Below are 20519 nucleotides of genomic sequence, written 5' to 3' on the forward strand. Positions count from 1 at the left end.
GGTTCAAAAGGTTCTAATAAAAAACGTCCGTTACTTATTAAAGTAGCGGACGTTTTTATTTTTAGATCGTTAGTTCTAAAGCCGGTCATCAGTCATTTGTCTGAATGTTAGAAGGGTTTGACCACCACTAAAATGACGATAATTACTAAGGCAAAAACTGGTACTTCATTAAACCAGCGCCAAAACTTGTGTGATTTATAGTGAGGATTATCCATCAGCTTTTTGCGATAAAAACCACACGCACCGTGATAGCCAGATAGTAGTACCACTAATAACAGCTTGACGTGCAACCAGCCTTGGGTTTTATAAACATCCCAGCCAAGTCCCAACATCCATAAACCGAATACCCATGTCGCTATCATCGATGGCGTCATAATACCGCGATATAACTTGCGCTCCATAATGACAAAGCGCTCTTGGCTAATGCTATCATCGCTCATCGCATGATAAACAAACAGTCGCGGTAAATAAAATATCGCGGCAAACCAGCACACCATAGAAATAATATGTGCCGCTTTAATCCAGTTAAAATAATCTGGCATCATCCTCTCTCTTACTTATTTTAGGACACGCCCTCGTTTATTAGGGCGTTCAATAATGTTGGCAAGCTTAGCGCAGATTATCCAATAATGGTAGCGTTATACCGCAAACTATTCCGCCAATACGACTTGCGATTGATGACCATTCATCGCATCCATAACGGGCACTTGCTTGGGTGCTCTCGGCGCGGCAAATTGCGCGGTCAAACCAAGCTCACGCATCAGTCGATTGTCGCTTGATTGACTGGCGTTACCCGTGGTCAGCAGCTTGTCACCATAAAAGAACGAATTGGCACCACCCATAAAGGCTAATGCTTGCTCAGCATCAGATAGGCTTTCGCGACCAGCAGACAGACGCACGTAGCTGGTTGGACAGCAAATACGCGTCACCGCAATGGTACGAATCCACTCAAGAACGGACAGTTCACCTTCTGCCAATACCTTATCGCCAATCGGTGTACCTTTGATAGGCACTAATAGATTGACCGGAATCGACTCTGGCGCTTTGGGCATTTTTAGCAGCTCATGCACCCAATCGATGCGATCATCACGGCTTTCACCCATGCCAACGATGTTACCGCTACACACGCTAATACCAGAATTGCGCACATTGGTAATCGTATCTAAACGCTCATCATAGCTGCGCGTACTGACAACCTGCTCATAATAACGGCGCGAGGTGTCCAAATTGTGATTGTAATAATCCAATCCGGCATCCGCCAATTGCGCGGCTTGCTCAGTGTCGAGCATACCAAGGGTCATACAAGTCTCAAGACCGAGGGCTTTTACTTCTTTGACCAGCTCAACCACATAGGGCATGTCTTTGGCGCTAGGGTGCTTCCATGCCGCACCCATACAAAAACGTGATGAGCCACTGGCTTTGGCACGCTTGGCTGCGGCAATGACTTTATCGACTTCGATACGCTTCTCTGCTTGCAGGTTGGTTGTGTCGCGATGATGACCCGATTGTGAGCAGTAGCCGCAATCTTCAGGACAGTTACCGGTTTTGATGGATAGCAATGTGCTGATCTGCACTTCATTGGCAGTAAAATGCTGGCGATGAACGGTCTGTGCTTGCAACAATAAATCCATCAACGGCAAATCAAACAATTGAGCAATTTGTTCACGACTGTGTTTCACGCCCATATTTGAGTTCACTGTAGTGGCATCTGTAGCTAGTGCCGCTAGCAAGTCATGGGTTGCATTGGCTGAATGATTAAGCGTGTTAGTTGGCGTTTGGCTGTTGGCGTTAGGTTCTGAGATACTAAGCAATCCTGCCATAATATAAATCCTTTTATAACGGTATTAAAATTTGAATATTGGTGCCTTTAAGGGTTTTGAAATAATAAAAAAGGCTGCGATATAGTATACCGCAACCTTTTTAGAAAGTCAGAACGCGACTAGCTAGTATTTATAATGACTACAATTAAGCACATTAGAATCATTTTAGCTGCACCTCAGGCGCAACCAATAGCTACTCAATGATTTAGCGACTTATGTCTGATTATTTGCCCAATTTGTGCTTAGCAAAACCAATCCAATGCTCCGCAAATTTCTGCGCTTTATAGGCATAAGGTTTGGCTTTATCAATATATGGCTTACACTCTTCTGGAATGGCTGGCACGATGTGCTTAGCAAGCTTGTTAAACCACATCATCAGGCTATAATCACCCTCAATGCTCAGATTGCCTTCTTGTACGGCAGTCATAAAAGCAGGAAGACTGCCTTGAGTCAAAAGCTTGACGCCAGTCATAGAATCTTTAAAGTTAATCGTTAAATCTGCTTCTTTTGCATGACCGCTATGTTGGCTAAACTGTCCATTATCAAAGCTAAAATAACGTGCGATATCCGCCTCAGTGCTGGCAAGCTCGATAGTGACTTTGCGATCAGCAAACAGCGCTTTAACGTCTTCGTTATCGCTATCAGCCAACATCGATAAGCGATAGCCAACCACAGCCAATAACACGTCTAACGGATCAGATTTGATATCTAACACAGGAACAGTAAACATAGTGCAACTCCTAAAGAATGGACATAAAAATAAAGCGTACTTTATACCAATTTTTGCGACAAATATATAAGTAGATTATAAACCATTGCAAGGTCACAACTCTTTAGTAGTTAAGTAGAGAGCGTTAAGTATCTTGTAACATTAATCGCTCAAGGTTTACTGATTATCAGTTTCTTCGCATTGGCTTTCTTACTCCTGCTGAACTGTTTGCAGTTATCTACTTTTTTATAAATTACTTTTTGATTGTCTGCTTTTTATTTAACCTTTCAATGAAAGCGCGGCTGATAATCGTCGTCGTAGACAGGAGTGTGTTCGATATAGCGCGCCGCTTCCAATTCTCGCTGTTGTTGTACCGTTTGACTGACGTCGTCGTAACGTAGCGCCCGATACAGTACCCAAGCACCTAAAGGTAGCCAGCTGATACCCATGGCGATGACATAGCTGTGCCATTCTGAGAGTGTGGCGAGCATCGGCCAAGTCGCCAACAAACCTTGGATGACTTCAACAGCCAGCCAATAGGCCATACCACCAAACAGATATAGCAGCAGCCAGCGCTGTGATGACAAGGCAAGCGCCACTACCAAGCTTGCCAACAAGCCATAGCCGAGCCAAGTCGCGCTGCTCCACGTGTCTATACTGATCATAGAAAATATCGTCAATAACATCATTCATCTCGCTAGTCATAAGGTGAATTCCAATGTGACCATTATGAAAGTTTGCTGAGTAAAGCTAAAGAGGGCAGAGGCGACTTTGCGACAACAGATGACGTTTGGTTTTTTGACTAATTTTGACCGTTGAACATGTGTAATTGGCAGGCAAAGCGCCGCAAGGATGGGCGCTTATTTTTGAGACTGGCGATGGTTTAAGAATAAGATATTAACAAAACTATTGCTAAATCGAATTTTGACAGTTTAACGGTTAAAGACGATTGCTGCGGTTGCCCCACCAAGCCAATAGTGAGACTAAAACTGCGCCTAACAGCATCAGTCCTATAGTGGTGAGCCACTGCGGGCCAGTAGGGTATTGCCACGGCATGACATTGGTGACTGCCTCGCTATCCAAAGTACCCAAAGCGTCTGTTTTCCACGGCCAGACTTTAACCAAGGAGCCAGCGATAAAACCGGTAAGCAACGTTAAGGTGGCTTGATAATAATGTGACAGTAGCCATTTGAGTGCGCGTGTAAATAATAACAACCCCGTTGCCATACCCGCCATAACAGTAAGGATGATAGTAAAGTTATGGGTATGCACCGCTTCTAATACCGTATCATAAGCGCCCATTAGCAGTAAGATAAACGACCCTGAGATGCCCGGTAAGATCATCGCACAGATGGCAATGGCTCCGGCAAAAAACAGATAGGGTAAGCTTGGGGTGGTGGTCAATAAAGGCAAACTACTGATAATGACCGCTGCCGCAATCCCGATGACAAACAGCACCGCCCGTCCCATGTTCCAGCGCTTAATCTCACTCAATAAAATAAAGACAGTGGCGACGACCAGTCCAAAAAAGAACGACCAAATCAGTAGCGGCTCATTGTCTAGTAGATGCTTAATAATGCCAGCCAAGGTCACAAAGCTGGTCGCAATGCCAAGTAGCAGACACAATAAGAACGTGGCATCAACTTGGCGCCAAACGGCAAGCAACCCTTTAATACCACCGTCTTGTCGAAATACTCGCCACAGACTGGGACCGATACTGCCGAGCGCATTGATCAAACGCTCATAAATACCGGCAATCAGCGCGATGGTACCACCAGAAACACCAGGTACGATATCAGCCGCGCCCATCGCCATGCCTTTGAAATACACGCCCAGTAGCTGTTTTGGATTGTCGGTAGCGGTAGCAGGGTTGATGCTGTTATCCAAAGATTGTGGCAATGGTTGTGGCGCTGACGGCGCATTTGGCCGTGGTGATGGTGATGCCGTCATGGACTATCCTTTATGATTAAAAAATAATAAATCTAAAAACCAGCGAAACATATAGTCGATACTAAGTAAAATAGAGACACGACATTATAAAATGCGTGACTGATACAAATTTTTTTGGCTTGCTGTGCCTACGCAGACAGAGGCGACAAAAAATTTATCTCAGTCACGCTGGCTCTTTTTTATATTGAACTGACCATACAAACCAGATTAATGATAAAGCATTAACCTAATTTGTATGAACATGTCTAAGTATTTAGCGTCTACACAGTAGGGGCAAGCGCTGGATAACCAAGCGCATAGAGTGTGCCTTCCAGCCCAGTGACATTGATTGCGGCATCGGCGCGTGCTTGTACAATAGGCTTGGCATGATACGCAACACCCAGGTCAGCAATAGCCATCATTGGCAAATCATTAGCACCGTCACCGATACAGACCACTTGCGACATGTCGATACCCAAGCGCTCGGCAGTATGCTCAACGATAGCTGCTTTTTTGGCACCATTGACGATGGGCAGCTGTACATGACCGGTGACTTCACCTTCGTCGATGTCTAAGGCATTGGCGTGAACCTCATCAATGCCTAATTGCTCAGCGATATAGCGCGCAAAGTAGGTAAAGCCGCCGGAGACCAATACCGTATGATAGCCCAATGCTTTGAGCGCCTTGATCGTTGTGCGAGCACCCATTGATAGTGTCAAACGGCTGCAGATATCATCCAGTACATCGGTTGAGATACCTTTTAATAACGCCACTCGCTGGGCAAAAGACTCATCAAAATCCATCTCACCGCGCATTGCCGCTTCCGTGATAGCTTCGACTTCCTCACCGATGCCCGCTGTTTTGGCCAGCTCGACGATGACTTCTTGCTCAATTAAGGTTGAATCCATATCAAAACAGGCAAGTTTGTGAGTACGTAGCATATGACCGACTGATAAAATATGACAATCGACGACGTTTAAGTCATCTACACTGCCAGCGCTACGCGTATTGTTATAGGCTTCGGTCAAGTCATGACGCAGACGCGTGGTTAGCTGATCGTCGATGATATGAGCTGCTGCGGTCTTTTTACCAGGATGCATGAGCGTGTCAGTCACTGGTACCAATAAATAGCGGAAGACTTGTGATTGCGTAAAAGGCAGGCGCTGCGCGTCTGCTGCTGTCGATTCTGTATCAGAAACCATGATGTCGACGAAGCTGGCATCGGTATCTTCAGCGACGGTCACCAAATGCCAGCTTGGCTGCTCATCGACCCATGACTGTATATACTGATGGATATCAAGCGTTGTGACTTGCATCGGCAACACTACAATGAGGGCAAAAACCGGTAGTGATTGCAGCGCGTCGAAATCTTGCAAGTTAGTACCGTCGGGTAGTAGTGAAGCGATAGAGTCGACGGCTTGTTGCCATGCTTTGCTGTCTTTTGGTAACGAATAGGAGGTATTTTTTGGCATGGCTCAATTGTCCCTTGTATGCTCATATAAGATTGGGAATAATAACAGCTTTACTCGGCAGCGCCTATAGATGAGGCGCAAAGTCTCAGCGTTGTATCAAAACGACTCTGAGGGGTAAAAAAGCCGTTAGAATAAATTCAAACGATTATGACAAATTTATAAAACGGCTAACGCCATCAGGCTTACTATGGTGATATAGTAGCGTTATTGCCTTGATAATGACTTTATATTTAAGATAATGACTTTATATTTAAGATGATGACTTTATATTTAAAAGGCGATGCTGAGCAATTTTATCTTAAGCTGTGCTATTTTTTAGACCTCGTTAAGTTTAAGGCTGTGGTGCCTTTTAGATGGTAAGGCTTTTTAGATTGTGGAGCTTTTTAGAACATATTACGTCTTATAATGTAGTGCTTAATGTCATCATCTTTATAAATATAAACATCGCAGAATTTTTTAAAATTAGCCAAAAAATGAGCCATCGCCTTGTTTTTTAATTTCTTTTATCCAAAAAAGTTTACTATATCATGACGTATTTAGCGCCGCGGCAAGGGTTGTTTGCCATTATTCTTCTGGTTAGTTTTTGTTTGCAAACTCTATTATTGGTCATCAGTACCGATCAACAGCTGAGCGAGAGTCGGGCGCAAAAGGGCGAACAGATGGTCGCCCAACTGATTGATGAGGCGCGCTTGTCTTTGGAAAACAAAGACCGTGTCAGCTTGAGCGTCATTGCCAATCGCTATACCAGCGAGCAAGACGTGACTCGCATACTGATCAAAGACAATAACGACGATATATTAGTGCCGGTCGGCAATGCGCCGATGCAGCAAGGCAATACGATCAGTCAAATCGCGACTAAAGGCGATGCGGTGATTGGCAGTGTGTCATTGACGTTGAAGGATATTAGCAAAGGCGAGATCATCACCATGCAGTGGCCGTTTGTAATCGGTACTATGCTGCTGCATTTATTATTGTGGCTCATCTATGGCTATATTGCCCGTCCGACCAAAGAGCAGATTAATGCCCTGAGCCGTGATATCGAAGATTTGCACCGTGAGCAATATCGGCAGATTGATCAGCGTGGTCATTACCGCGAGAATGCTCGTGGCTATGCGGATGATGGAAAAGGCAAGCGCTCAGACGATTTTGAGACAGCGGATAAAGATCTTAACCTTACTGATAGCCAAGCGAATGCCAGTGGTGAGACAAACGATACAACCACGCGTACTCGCAAAATTGATGTTCACAATGAAGTCAATGCCTACTTAAGAGCGCAGCAGAATCAAGAGGCGACTGCTGTTAACTCTGATCATGCATCTGAAAATCACACAGATTATCAGGTAACCAACGCGACGCACTATGAGGAGCTTGATACTGATAACGGCGCTCACAAAACTACTCGTAGTGCCTCCCAGCTATCTACTAATAAGCTATCTAACGCCAAGCTATCTGCCACCCGCGCATTTGACACGGTCAGCGTCCAAATCGTCTTTCATGACGAATTTAATATGCTTGAGCGCCTAGCGCCTTCTCAGCGCTTGCCTTATCTGGCGCTATGTACGCAGCTTCTAAATCAAGCAATGACCGAGCTACTCAAACAGCCACTGCTGATGGGTGTGAGTGCGATGAATGAACCGCGCTTTGATGAAAGCGGTGCTTGTGCGCTGCTCAAAGCAGATAATAGCCACGCCAAAGTTGCGCTAGCAGGTGTAATGTTGGGTAAGCTCTATTTAATGCTTAATAAAATCATCCACGACAAGCATATTGAGCTATCACGCTTTGCTTTGCCAGCCAAAGCTGGGGTGAGCGATGATGCCCAAGCCGATGCCATGAGCCAATTGCTACAAAGCGTGGGCAAAAAAGAGCAGATGCTGATATTGCTCCCCAATGCTGGCCTTAAGCAAATCAGCAACCATGTCCAAGTACACAGCATCATGCGCCCAACGACTGTCTATGAGCGTGAGTGCGCGATATTTGATGGTGGCAATGACGCCATGATTCAGCGCTTAGCCGATGTCCGTAATGCCGTATTGATGATTGAAGACGACGAGTGATGATGACAAGTATGGTATTTCGTTGCCTTTAACGCAGCTACTTTCTCTACAATTGCCTACGCGATAGCTGGTCAGATTCACTTTGTATTTGCGACTAAATAGCGCATAGTGATAAAAAGGATTGACAACGCTCAGTAGAGACTTTATAAGGCATATATATATTCATGTATTTTTAATACACTTGCCGAAAAATGATAGGAGTTTGTCATGAGTGACGCTGATATTGACGACGATTTTGATGATGATTTTGTCGACGATGACGACGCAAAGATGGTAGAAGAGGCTGAGACCAGTGTGCGTACGCGCCTAAGCAGTCTCGAGAAGCGTCGACTAATCGATAATTTGCTAGAAGAAAAGCGTTTGGCAAAAGAGTTAAAAGACGACCTTGATGATCTAGATAACTTCGATGAAGATGGCGATGATTGGGATGATGACGACCTCTAGGCTTTAGACTTAAGTTAAGCGCTAGAGGCGTCAGCCAAACAGCCGTTATAACCTTGGTTATACGAAGTAGATCATACAAATTGGGTCACGCAAACTAGGTTATGTAAATTAGGTCGCGCAAAAGAAGCTCAATAAACTAAGCCAACGCCTTAGCAGATTATCGCGACTTAATTGTGCTAAGCTGACTGTCTACATATTAGTGGTTAACGCTTGATTTTCGTTTTTACCGACTGCGACATTATCTACTTTATCTAATAGACTTATAGTCTGTTCGATATAATCTGGATACCAGGAGAGCGAGTGAAGTACTACAAATAGTAGACTAAGCGAGCTTGATACCGTATCTGACTTATAGAGGACTGACTATGCTTTATAAAGGTTGTTTGGTTCTAAGTATGCTCGCCAAGCAACTGCTATCCTCTTTTTATTTACCATCTTTTATTTACCACCTTACATTTAATCGATCGTTTGTGGCGACTGACGCAATCTATCTTTCAAGGACCATCACACCATGAATAACCAATTAAGTTTCGACGAATTATTAGACTATTTGGACAATCAAGAGAGCCAATTCGTGCTTGATAGTGTCGCAACCCATGGTTTTTTGACGGCGACTGTCATTGGGCGTCCGTTGCCTAACTGGCTTGAGGCGCTTTTTGAAGGTCATGTGAGCGAAATTCCAGAAAACGTTATTGATGGTATCCAGCGCTGGCGCGACTCTATCATGGCTGAGCTAAAGAACGAGACGCCTATTGAATTGCCTTTTGGTGAAGATGCGGGCAACGAAGAAGTGGCTGTTGATTTTTCTGAAGAGTCCGATATCGTTGCTTGGTCAATTGGTTTTGTCGATGCCATGTATGGTGATGAAGCCAGCGACTGGTTTGAAAACGAAGAAACGGCAGAAGACGTGGCTGTATTAACCTTGCCAATGATTGTGCTCAGCGGTATCGATGATGAAGATCCAGAGCTGGCCGAAATGCGTGTGGATCAAGATAAAATGGCACAGATGGCCAACAGTATCGAAGGCAATCTGACTGAGCTATTTTTATTGTTCCATACAAATGATTAGTTTGTTAGAGACAGCATTTATTATTAACACTATTTATTTCTATTAATATTGGGTTTTGTTCGCAGCCATGCGCGCTAACATTGCCCTTAATCAACGTCGATGAACGCTGAATGTTACTCGCTAAATTATTTTTATAAGTCACCGATAAGGTCGTACTATGACTGTGCAACTCTCCAATCTTGAGCACTTGCCCAACTATCAGATCACTGAGCGCTTGGACGTGGTTTACGGCAGTACCGTGCGCTCAAAGCATGTCGGTAAGGACTTGTTCGCCAGTCTAAAAAACATCGTTGGTGGCGAGCTGACTGCCTATACTGAGCTACTAGAAGAGTCGCGCCAAGAGGCGATAGATCGCATGATTGTAAAGGCCGAAGCACTCGGTGCTGATGCCGTCGTTGGTCTGCGATTTTCGACCTCTAGCATCGCGCAAGGCGCTTCTGAGCTATTTGTCTATGGTACTGCGGTCAAAGCAGTGCCGGTACAACAGCAGCCTGCCTCAGCGCAACCACCACATTCTCCCTCTAGTCACGACCCATCTATTCAGAATTCACAACCGCCAGCCCCAGCGGATGATTTGCCACGTTTCAATCCTTTTGGTTAGTTAATTAAGTTTTAAAACACTAAAGCTTTTTTATGATAAGAGACGTGCCATGAATAACTCTATGAACCAGTTCCTCATTAACTACGCGCCGCTTATCATATTATTCGTGGTAGGGTGGTTCTTTGGCTCGCGTCATGAGCGTCAGCATTTGGCGCAGCTGATGGTTTCAGAGCAAGCCGTGGGTCATATTGTGGTCTCAAGCGAGCGCTTTTATCGCCCCAAGCTGGTAGCCAATAGTGACAGTGAGCTGGTGCTTGGCAGCGTGGTGATTGCGCAAGATTACTTTAAGATGATTATCGCTCGGGTGCTGAGTTTGTTTGGCAAAAATCTAACCACTTATGAGACGCTGTTAGACCGTGCACGACGTGAGGCTATCGTCCGTATGCGCTCGCAGGCACAAGCCAAAGGCTACAATCATATCTATGGTTTGCGTCTGGAAGTCACTAATATCAATCAATTGGGCAGCATGGTTGAAGCCATTGCCTATGGTACGGCAGTTCTTAGCACTGAGATTGCTACCAAAACGTCCCCAAAATAAGCGCTCATAGCACTATCAATATTTAGCCATCATTATTTAGCTATAACTACTTCACGCCAAATTATCGACCGCCAATTCATTTAAAAGCCAAATCCTTTATAGTCGATACAATTTAAAAATAGTACAAGGCAACCGAGTGTAGATGTATATTTAATACTTCAAACGAGGTTAACGCAGTAATACTTTTATAGTGGAATGACTATAGAAGCTGACGGTACACACTCTCATTTAATCTTATTAAACCCGCTTTTATTGTTGTTCAATAGACCCTATTCTGCATTTGACTGATGAGTCGTTGAATAAAGCAGATAAACCTAACTTTCGCCCTATATACTCCCTTTATTGATTCTTAATAATTATCAATGATTAATCACAGTATCTATAAAGTATTTTATAAAAATCTATATCAGAAATGGTATAAAAAAATGGGTGATGTCCGTTATTCATAAGGGTCGGTAACGATGAACCCGTATTAGCAAGGAGCGCTAATCTGGCATCATTTAATCATTATAAACTGACCTAGTATTAGGTCTTCTACATGGATGTAGTTATGGAAAATCTTGAAATAGTCACTTTAGTAAACTCAGTCGTGATTCCTCTTTGCCTATTTTTGATCATGATGGGTATGGGTATGACCCTCATTACCAACGATTTTAAACGTGTTTTAAAATACCCAAAAGCGGTCAGCATTGGCTTGCTCAATCAGCTTATTTTGTTGCCTATTATAGGTTTTGCACTGGCAAATATCATGCCGCTGCGACCTGAATATGCGGTAGGGGTCATGTTACTCGTGCTCTGTCCGGGTGGCACCACTTCCAACTTATTTACCTTCCTCGCCAAAGGCGATGTAGCGTTATCCGTCACTATGACTGCGATTGCTAGTATCATCACGGTATTTAGTATTCCTATTGTTCTAAGCTTTTCATTGATTCACTTTATGGGTGCTGGAAGCGAGTTTCAACTGCCAATTATAAAGACAATGATTTCTTTATTCGTCATCACCATTTTGCCTATTAGTATTGGTATGCTGATCAAACGCTTTGCGCCAAGGGTTGCCGATAGCTCACAAGTATTGGTCTCTCGTTTTGGCGTGACGTTTTTGACATTTTTAGTGGTGTTTTTGAGTTATGTACAAAGAGATATCATCGTTGAGGCGCTTATCGCTACTGGCCCCGTATCGTTGCTACTAAACCTATCAACCATGGCGCTTGGTTACTACAGTAGTAAATGGTTGGGCTTGAACCTAGCACAACGAACGTCTATCACTATGGAAGTCGGCTTGCAAAATAGTACCTTATCTATATTTATGGCGCTCACGCTCTTGTCTAACTACGATATGTCGATGACCCCAGCTATTTATACCTTAGTTATGTTCTTGACCGCTGGCATATTGGTGAGAGTATTTAGCTCGAAGTTCAATAAGTTGAAGAAAAAAGAAGTAGAACAAGGGGTTTTGGCCGCCCGTATGCTCTAAAGGTATCATCAGTGTTGAGCACTTATTGCTTATAAAATATAATTACTGATAAAATATTGCCAGCGCACACTCTTAAATAATGAGTTTGCGTTGGCATTTGCTTGTATGAGTCAGAGGCTTTACGAGTCGATAGGCATTTGATTACCCTAGCGCCGTCGTCTATTCGTTCTCGCTATTTGATGGTCTGCATTTTGTTGCTTAACTCTTTCGATTTCAAATAAGAAGGTACGGTTTTTGAGTACCGCGACAAACACCACACCGCCGACCGTATTTCCCAATGTCACTATCACTAAAAATATTAAGTAACGCCAAAAGCTGACCGTATTGCCATACAGTAGGGCAGAAAACACCTCAATATTACCCACGATACTATGATGTAAACCTAAAAAACCAATACTACCCGTGATTAATGACACCAGCACGATACGGCTAATGGTATCGCGTGCCGAGGTCACCAGCCAAGCGGCGACCCCCATCATCCAACCTGCCAGCACAGCACTACCAAATATCACCCACCATTCAAATCCCAAGACATGCTCGGAATAGGCGTCGATATCGCTCGCACTAAATAGCTGCATATGTAAACCCAACCCGATCATTAACGCTGCAAATAAGCAGCCACCAACGACGTTACCCGCGATCACAATGCCCCACAGCCGCATGAGTTTGTTTAATGGTTCGATGCCATTTAGTACAGGAAGACTCAACAGAGACGTTTGCTCGGTAAACAATAGCGATTGCCCAATGACGACAATGATAAAGCCAATCGGGTAAAGTAGGGAAGCGAGGACAATGGCATAATGACTGGGTAGCACGCCACTCAACAGCGCAAAAGCCGATAAAATCATAAAAAAGCTAATGCCAATCTCCAGCCCAGCGGTAAAGGCACTGGTAAATAACGAGCCAAGCGAGCGTTCAAAGGTTTCTTTGGCATCCATTACTTGCTCAACCAAGATACTGGCATAGCTTTTAGGTTCGCTTAAGTTGTCATCGCTGGCCACTTCTTTGATAGATTGTTTGTCTTCATCGCTCATGCCTTCTGAAAAGTCTTCGTCTTTTAGGGTTTTGCCCTCTGACGCACTTTCATCTTGGTTTTCATCTTCAGAGTCATCTTGGCTTTCATTTTTGGAATCATTTTGGTCTTCATCCTGAGCGACGTACTGATGGGTTTCATTGCTCACTGCTACTGCATTGTTCTTGTCATCGGTATTGGCATTATTATCGTCACTGCTCTTTGCTGCGTGACGGTGAGTGGTGACGCTGGATTCATTATTTTCATGAGAATGATCTTTGTTATTAGGCATGCTAGTAAACTTATATAAGAGAAGCGGTGAGTAAAAGATATAAAAGTGCGAGTCAAACCGACATCGACTTATAGCCATTGCCATGCTGTAATGGCGCTATGCCGTGCTGCTGTATTACTAAAGACAGCTTATTTTAATAAGTTACAGTAAGCCAATAACGACTGCAAGCAGCGAAAAAGCATTCGATGCTAACAAAATTTGCCCATATAAGATAAAATCATCCTACTAACTTTTTTGTTTGCTCGGATGACTTATTATTATCCAACGTTAGCGCTAGGTCTGAACCTAGCTTGCGTTGGTTAATTGTATGAATTCGACGATAACCATACCTTTGCTTATTATTTAATCCATTTACATTTTAGTCTGAGAGCCTTATGAGTAACCCTGATAGCAAAAATAATTTAACCCAATCGATTCAAGCTGCCTTAAGCCAATTAGAAAACGCCTACAATCCAAGCGATGTCGAAGCAGGCATGTATCAAGGCTGGGAAGACAGTGGTTATTTTAAGCCAAGCTTTGATAAAGATGAATCGTTTTCTATTGCTTTGCCACCGCCAAACGTCACCGGCTCGCTACATATGGGACACGGTTTCAATAACGCCATTATGGACGCATTGACGCGTTATCACCGTATGGATGGTGACAATACCTTGTGGCAACCGGGTACCGATCATGCAGGTATCGCGACCCAAATGGTCGTCGAGCGTCGTCTAGAAGCGCAAGGTATTAAGCGCCGCGATATGACGCGAGAAGACTTCATCGATAAGGTGTGGGAATGGAAAGAAGAGTCGGGTGACAATATCACCCGTCAAATTCGTCGGCTTGGTAGCTCGGTCGATTGGTCGCGTGAGCGCTTTACCATGGATGATGGTTTATCCAATGCGGTCAAAGAAGTGTTCGTGCGTCTGTTCGATGAAGGACTTATTTATCGCGGTAAGCGTTTGGTCAATTGGGATCCGAAGTTCCAAACTGCACTATCGGATTTAGAAGTCGAAAACCATGATGAAAAAGGCAGCTTGTGGCATTTCCGCTATCATTTCACGGATGCAGACCTAACGACCCAAGATGGCAAAAACTATCTGGTCGTCGCCACCACACGTCCTGAGACTTTACTCGGTGATACCGCTGTCGCAGTCAATCCTAGCGATGAACGTTATGCGCATTTGGTTGGTAAAACGATTACCTTACCAATTACGGGTCGCGTCGTGCCTATCGTCGCTGATGATTATGTCGAAAAAGACTTTGGTACGGGTTGCGTAAAAATCACCCCAGCTCATGATTTTAATGATTATGACCTCGGTCGTCGTCATAGCTTGCCATTGATTAATATCCTTGATGAGCGCGCTAATATCTTAGCTGACATGGAGGTCTACGCTGACTTGCAAGTGCGTGAGCCAGAGCTAGAGACCACGCCTAGCGAGTATGCAGGACTTGAGCGTTTTGCCGCACGTAAGTTCCTTGTGGCGCAAGCAGGCGAGCAGGGCTGGCTAGAAGATATCGAAGACTACGCACTAAAAGCTCCGCGTGCTGAGCGTGGCGGTACGATCGTTGAGCCGTGGTTGACCGATCAGTGGTATGTCGCTGTTAAAGAGCTGGCCAAGCCTGCGATTGACGCGGTAGAAGACGGCAGCATCGAGTTCGTCCCTGCGCAGTACAAAAACATGTATATGTCGTGGATGACCGATCTGCAAGATTGGTGTATCAGCCGTCAGTTGTGGTGGGGACATCGTATCCCTGCATGGTATGACGATGCGACGGGTGAAATCTATGTCGCCCGTGACGAAGCCGAAGTACGTAGCAAGTACAGTCTCAGCGATGATATCGTATTGCGCCAAGATAATGATGTGCTCGATACGTGGTTCAGCTCTGGTCTATGGACGTTCAGTACGCTTGACTGGGCAGACGTCAACGCCGATCCACGCGTGATGGACACCTTTCACCCGACCAGCGTGTTGGTGACAGGTTTTGATATTATCTTCTTTTGGGTAGCCCGCATGATCATGATGACCATGCACTTCGTGAAAAACGAAGATGGCACGCCGCAAGTACCGTTTAAGACCGTTTATGTGCATGGTCTGGTACGTGATGGCAATGGTCAAAAAATGTCAAAATCAAAAGGCAACGTCTTAGATCCGATTGACCTTATCGATGGTATTGAGCTAGAAGCACTGGTAGAAAAACGCACCAGCAATATGATGAATCCAAAAGACGCGGCCAAAATCGAAAAGCAAACGCGTAAAGAGTTCCCAGAAGGAATCCCAGCCTATGGTACGGATGCACTGCGCTTTACCTTTACCTCGCTTGCCAGTACGGGTCGCGATATCAACTTTGATCTAAAGCGTGTCGAGGGCTATCGTAACTTCTGTAATAAAATCTGGAACGCCAGCCGTTTTGTACTGATGAACTGTGTTGATGGTGACAGCAACGCCAAGCCTATCGACCAAACGGCGAATCCTGATGTATGGGAATTGCCAGAAAAATGGATCATGAGTCGTCTGAACTCTAGTATCAAAGACATTCATCAGCATTTCGCTCAGTATCGTCTCGATATGGTCAGCCAAGATATCTATGAGTTCATCTGGAATGAGTACTGTGATTGGTACGTTGAGCTTGCCAAAGCCAGCCTAAATGATGATTCGGTATCGGATACGCGTAAAGCGCAAATCCGCTATGTACTACTGCACGTACTAGAGACTGTGCTACGCTTCACCCATCCAATCATGCCGTATCTGACTGAGCAAATCTGGCAGACGGTTGCACCGCTATTGGGTCGTAAAAATACCGACAGCATTGTCGTTGCTGACTATCCACAAACCGATAATGCAAAAATCAGTGAGCAAACTGAGGCAGATATGGCGTGGCTTCAAGAGCTTATTGCGAGCGTGCGTAACATTCGTGGTGAGATGAAACTGGGTAATGCGGTACGTCTGCCAGTATTACTACAAAATATCTCTAGCGATGAAGATGCGCGCCTATCACGTATCAAAAATCAGTTCAAAGCGCTTGCCAAAGTTGACAGCTTAACTATCCTCAAAGACGGCGATGAGGTTCCGCTATCCTCATCAAGTATGGTCGGTCAGCTGCGCGTCCTTGTCCCGATGAAAGGTCTGATTGATCCAACGGCTGAGCTGGCACGTTTGGGTAAGTCATATGATAAGCTGAAAGGTCAAGCAGAAGGTATCTCGCGTAAGCTAGGTAATGAAGGCTTTGTCAGTAAAGCGCCTGCGGAAGTGGTCTATGTTGAAAAGGCGAAATTGGCTGAGCTAGAAGGGCAGTTGACGGCGATGACGGCGCAGATGGAGCAGTTGAAAGCGTTGTAAGAAAATTGACTATAACCAGTATGAAGGCCTAGATAATGTGGGATGAATTTGTCAATAGAGGTAGCATTTTTGCCAATATATGGCATGGCTTTAAAGTCATACTGGTTTTTTGCCTGCTATTCTTAATCATGTGGAAATTTGCAGGTATGGCAACAGCGATAGGAACTATCGCTGTTGCTATTATTATGACCACTCTTATTACTTTTGCTTATAAAAAATTATATGAAGAGCTTGATGATTTTGAGTAGCTTTTGTAGGTTAAGTTAGCTCAAGCGTAACCCACCAATCTACTCTTATAAACTTAAATATGTCAGTTACTATATATCCTTCCATCTAAATTCTAACTTAATCTATTCATAACACCTCATCAAATTTGGAAAATGCTTATGGATAGTATCTATTTCAAGCTAGTCATTATCGTTCTGCTGCTGGCTATCCCTAGCTATTTTTTATATCGAAGCAAGGCAAAAGATGCTCCGAAGTATAGACAGTTAAAAACCTATGCCAATATCGCTTACGATAGAGAAGAGTATTACGAGAGCAGCTTTAAAAGTGCTGCATTATATCTATTTACTGTAGGCAGTCATGAAGCTTCAGTAAAAAGCAGACATTCTTATGATAATAGCTACGAGCAATATAGTTTTATTTTTAATAAAGTCACTGAGTTACAAGAAAGAATTAACTTGAGTATTTCCAAGTTAGAGCAGAATATTGCTCTTATCATCAGAGAGTTAAAAGCAAGTAGCCGCTTAGTCAACAATACAACCACGATAAAAATAGCGATAGAAGAAGTCAAAAATACCGAAAAAATAGACAGACAGGTTCATATGATTGAGGGTCTTGGCTTTACCAAAGTCGCTAGGCTAAAAACATGGTTTCCGTCATTCTCAATATTCATCGGTATCATGGCAGTGCTACTAGCGATCATGGTCATTTGGTTCTTGCTGTTAGCTTTGGGTGGTAGCGGTACAACTCTGATAAGCTACTTACTGGTTTTGGCTATCATGATCATACCGACAGTCGCATTTTCGGCATTTAAGTCTCGCTCCAACATTAAGAAATTTAATCAGCAAAATGATGTATTAATAGAAAAAAGAAAATCTATCTTAGATAATTTGGAAAAATTAGAGAATACCATCATCCTACTCAATACGAGCAATCGCGAGTTAGAGTCATATTGCAATGAGATAGCTATTGTCAATAAAGAGGTCACTGGCGTGCTCTATCAAGATAGTGCGTATATCAAGGCAGCGAGGAAGTCGAAGGCTTTGTTTAAAAAGAATGATTATAGTAAAGAGGAAATCGATTTATCCGATAAGATAAATACGGTGGTTGATGGTTTGAGGAGAGAGATAGCGTTTAGTCAGTTGTTGGGTTAGCATGTAAGTTGTTTTGAGATTTGTCGATAAAACGCTAGCTGAAATTGTTGATGCTGAAAAGGCAAAACTGGCTGAGCTAGAAGGGCAGTTGATGGCTATGACAGCGCAGATGGAAGAGTTAGAGGCGTTGTAGAGTTACTTTTCATATCAAATAGTTGCGTGTGGATATTTATTAAAGAATTAATGTTCGACAAGAAGAACGTTAAATGTTAATTTAAAGCAGGTTTTTGGTAAAAATAGCCATAAACCCTTATTGAATTATACTTATTGTTAGTAAAGTTAAACTGCTTTATATGTGGAAATACAATTATGTTAGTCGAATTTTCAGTCGAAAACTTCAAGTCGATCAAAGAAGTGCAAGTATTATCTATGGTTAAAGCCATAGGTAATAAAATGCCTGATAACTATTTCGATTCTCGAGCTCTGTCAGTTCCAGAGCTATTGAAAACAGCTGTGATTTATGGAGCGAATGCTTCAGGTAAATCGAATATTCTGAAAGCTATGTTCCAAATGAAAAGTATTCTCAAAAATTCATTTAATAAGGAGTTAGATGAAAATATTCCTATTACTCCTTTTTTATTTAGTCCCCTATCAAAGTTAGAGCCAACAACATTCAATATTTCTTTCGTTATGAATCTACCTGACGAAGAGGAATATAAACCAACATTAGTTGAATATGGTTTTTCGGCAGATAGAAAGCAGGTTTATGAAGAATGGTTAAGTGTTTATCCTAAAGGTCGTGAGCAGGGGTGGTTTCATCGTTTATATGACAATGAAAGTAAAGAGTATACTTGGAGTGAGTCATCTTTTTTCAAAGGTCAAAAAAATACTTGGAAAAACAATACACGCTCTGATCAATTATTTTTATCTACTGCTGTGCACCTGAATAGTAAGCAACTCAAACCTATTTATGATGTACTTATGGACAACATTATAATTATTAGTGAAGATAGGATTGGCGATAAGCTTACTAAGGAATTCTGTAAAAATGACGAAAGAGATAAAAAGTTAATACTATCTTTGATGCAAAGTTCTGATATTGATGTTGATGATATTGTTTTTGAAAAAACTAAAATAAACTCTATAAAGTTTCCTAAAGATATGCCATTAGAAATTCAAAAGGAGCTTTCGAAACGTATTCATGAAGAGCATGTAGATGAAGTTTTTTTCATCCACACTGATGAAGAAGGTAATGATGTGAAGATTATACTTCATGATGAGTCTGACGGTACTCAAAAAATGTTTGAGTTTTCTTCATTGATCTTTTCCTCACTAAGGAATGGTGGATTGCTTATAATTGATGAGTTTAATAAAAGCTTACATCCTGATTTAGTAAGATTTTTAGTTAAGCTGTTCAATTCTGAACAAAATTCAGGTAATGGACAATTGATTTTCACAACGCATGAAACCTCAATACTACGCCGAGATCTTTTGCGTCGAGACCAAATCTGGTTTTGTGAAAAGGGAAAAGAAAAATCTACTAATTTATTCTCTCTTAGTAAATTCACTTCTCGTGATGATGGTAGAGAAGATATTGAGGAATATTATCTACATGGCCGCTACGGTGCTAAACCGATCATTAGTGACCTCATTTTTCATGATTCCAAACAAAAAATATTAGAAGAAGTGGATAAGTAATGAGTAAAAAAAATACAGGTCGACCTTTTACTCGACAACAAAACGAGGTCGAAAGACATGATAGAGTGTTGATAGTTTGTGAAGATAGTAAGTCAAGCCCAAACTATTTTGAAGAGTTAGTTAAGTATGAAAGACTATCCTCTGTTGATGTTAAGATCACTGGAGACTGTGGATCAGACCCTATATCTGTAGTCAACAAAGCAATTGAATTGTACGAGGAGAGTATAAATGATAATAACTTAGCCTCTACATTTGATATGGTTTATTGTGTGATTGATAGAGATGGCCATCAAAATTTTGAACAGGCCATAGACAAGCTCAATAGTCATAGTAGAAATGGTAAACCGTTCCATATGGTTCGCTCATACCCTTGTTTTGAATTTTGGTATTTATGCCATTTTATTTTTACAAGAACAAGTATTGGTAATACAGGAACTAAAAGTTCCGCTGATAAATGCATTCAACTTTTAAACAAAGAGTGGGGATCCATTTCTAGGAAAAAGTATGACAAGAGTCAAACAGGAATTTATAGACTACTTTATAGCAAATTAAAGGTAGCAATGGGAAATGCTAAGGGTACTCTTAAAGCAGCAATAGATACTAACGAAATGAATCCATCTACTGAGGTTCATGAACTTGTTCAATATCTGATAGATATCAGAAGTACATCAAACACCAAACTTAACAGATAAAAATAGCTTTTTCTTAATGTTTGATCTAAAAATATAAATATATTTGTAAAGAGCCGCTCAAAGCCTAAATGGTGAG

The 20519-nt window shown here is 42.7% G+C and carries 18 protein-coding genes; 11 read left to right on the plus strand and 7 right to left on the minus strand.

Annotated features, from left to right (window positions below; all coding sequences use genetic code 11):
* Positions 1-107 precede the first annotated feature (107 nt).
* The 6 genes from hemJ to serB all read right to left on the minus strand — a co-directional run bounded on the left by hemJ (position 108) and on the right by serB (position 5930).
* Positions 108-542, minus strand: coding sequence for a protoporphyrinogen oxidase HemJ (hemJ, locus tag HQR03_RS00210; RefSeq protein WP_037025402.1), 435 nt, complete (start codon positions 540-542; stop codon positions 108-110).
* Between the two features lie 108 nt (positions 543-650).
* Positions 651-1685, minus strand: coding sequence for a biotin synthase BioB (gene bioB / locus HQR03_RS00215; protein WP_201565661.1), 1035 nt, complete (start codon positions 1683-1685; stop codon positions 651-653).
* A gap of 358 nt (positions 1686-2043) precedes the next feature.
* Positions 2044-2550 (minus strand): SCP2 sterol-binding domain-containing protein, encoded by a 507-nt coding sequence (locus HQR03_RS00220; RefSeq protein WP_025652282.1) that lies wholly within the window; start codon positions 2548-2550, stop codon positions 2044-2046.
* A 266-nt stretch (positions 2551-2816) separates the two neighbouring features.
* Positions 2817-3194 carry an AciT family ciprofloxacin tolerance protein gene (gene aciT, locus HQR03_RS00225; RefSeq protein ID WP_227502360.1) on the minus strand — a complete coding sequence of 126 codons (378 nt, stop codon included), beginning with the start codon at positions 3192-3194 and terminating at the stop codon, positions 2817-2819.
* A gap of 274 nt (positions 3195-3468) precedes the next feature.
* On the minus strand, positions 3469-4479 hold the full coding sequence (locus HQR03_RS00230) for a DUF368 domain-containing protein (protein WP_173238741.1): 1011 nt from the start codon (positions 4477-4479) through the stop codon (positions 3469-3471).
* 260 nt (positions 4480-4739) lie between these two features.
* The gene (gene serB / locus HQR03_RS00235) at positions 4740-5930 is read right to left on the minus strand and encodes a phosphoserine phosphatase SerB (RefSeq protein WP_173238742.1); all 1191 of its coding nucleotides are present in this window, start codon (positions 5928-5930) and stop codon (positions 4740-4742) included.
* Between the two features lie 527 nt (positions 5931-6457).
* On the opposite strand from serB, the gene HQR03_RS00240 reads away from it, so the two are divergent.
* From HQR03_RS00240 to HQR03_RS00265, 6 genes are all read left to right on the plus strand, one after another.
* Complete coding sequence (locus HQR03_RS00240; RefSeq protein ID WP_173238743.1) at positions 6458-7984, plus strand: hypothetical protein; 1527 nt, start codon at positions 6458-6460, stop codon at positions 7982-7984.
* Between the two features lie 207 nt (positions 7985-8191).
* Positions 8192-8428: a PA3496 family putative envelope integrity protein gene (locus HQR03_RS00245; protein ID WP_025652287.1), complete on the plus strand. Its 237-nt coding sequence runs from the start codon at positions 8192-8194 to the stop codon at positions 8426-8428.
* Between the two features lie 511 nt (positions 8429-8939).
* Positions 8940-9497 (plus strand): UPF0149 family protein, encoded by a 558-nt coding sequence (locus HQR03_RS00250; RefSeq protein ID WP_025652288.1) that lies wholly within the window; start codon positions 8940-8942, stop codon positions 9495-9497.
* Positions 9498-9660: 163 nt separating this feature from the next.
* Complete coding sequence (locus HQR03_RS00255) at positions 9661-10098, plus strand: YbjQ family protein (protein ID WP_227502364.1); 438 nt, start codon at positions 9661-9663, stop codon at positions 10096-10098.
* A 49-nt stretch (positions 10099-10147) separates the two neighbouring features.
* Positions 10148-10636: a YbjQ family protein gene (locus tag HQR03_RS00260; protein WP_173238744.1), complete on the plus strand. Its 489-nt coding sequence runs from the start codon at positions 10148-10150 to the stop codon at positions 10634-10636.
* Between the two features lie 550 nt (positions 10637-11186).
* Positions 11187-12110, plus strand: a complete 924-nt coding sequence (locus HQR03_RS00265) for a bile acid:sodium symporter family protein (protein ID WP_173238745.1) — start codon at positions 11187-11189, stop codon at positions 12108-12110.
* Between the two features lie 146 nt (positions 12111-12256).
* Here HQR03_RS00265 and HQR03_RS00270 read toward each other — a convergent pair whose 3' ends face one another.
* Complete coding sequence (locus tag HQR03_RS00270) at positions 12257-13414, minus strand: formate/nitrite transporter family protein (protein ID WP_173238746.1); 1158 nt, start codon at positions 13412-13414, stop codon at positions 12257-12259.
* Positions 13415-13788: 374 nt separating this feature from the next.
* Between HQR03_RS00270 and HQR03_RS00275 the strand changes: the two genes are divergently transcribed.
* The 5 genes from HQR03_RS00275 to HQR03_RS00300 all read left to right on the plus strand — a co-directional run bounded on the left by HQR03_RS00275 (position 13789) and on the right by HQR03_RS00300 (position 20443).
* A complete protein-coding gene (locus HQR03_RS00275; RefSeq protein WP_173238747.1) occupies positions 13789-16734 on the plus strand; it encodes a valine--tRNA ligase in 2946 nt (981 codons plus the stop codon).
* A gap of 35 nt (positions 16735-16769) precedes the next feature.
* Positions 16770-16982: a hypothetical protein gene (locus HQR03_RS00280; RefSeq protein WP_173238748.1), complete on the plus strand. Its 213-nt coding sequence runs from the start codon at positions 16770-16772 to the stop codon at positions 16980-16982.
* Positions 16983-17120: 138 nt separating this feature from the next.
* Complete coding sequence (locus HQR03_RS00285; protein WP_173238749.1) at positions 17121-18113, plus strand: hypothetical protein; 993 nt, start codon at positions 17121-17123, stop codon at positions 18111-18113.
* A 309-nt stretch (positions 18114-18422) separates the two neighbouring features.
* Complete coding sequence (locus HQR03_RS00295; RefSeq protein WP_173238751.1) at positions 18423-19751, plus strand: AAA family ATPase; 1329 nt, start codon at positions 18423-18425, stop codon at positions 19749-19751.
* Complete coding sequence (locus tag HQR03_RS00300; protein WP_173238752.1) at positions 19751-20443, plus strand: RloB family protein; 693 nt, start codon at positions 19751-19753, stop codon at positions 20441-20443. Before HQR03_RS00295 ends, HQR03_RS00300 begins: the two co-directional genes overlap by 1 nt.
* Positions 20444-20519: the final 76 nt, after the last annotated feature.

The organism is Psychrobacter okhotskensis (genome assembly GCF_013248965.1).
Classification (GTDB): Bacteria; Pseudomonadota; Gammaproteobacteria; order Pseudomonadales; family Moraxellaceae; genus Psychrobacter; species Psychrobacter okhotskensis.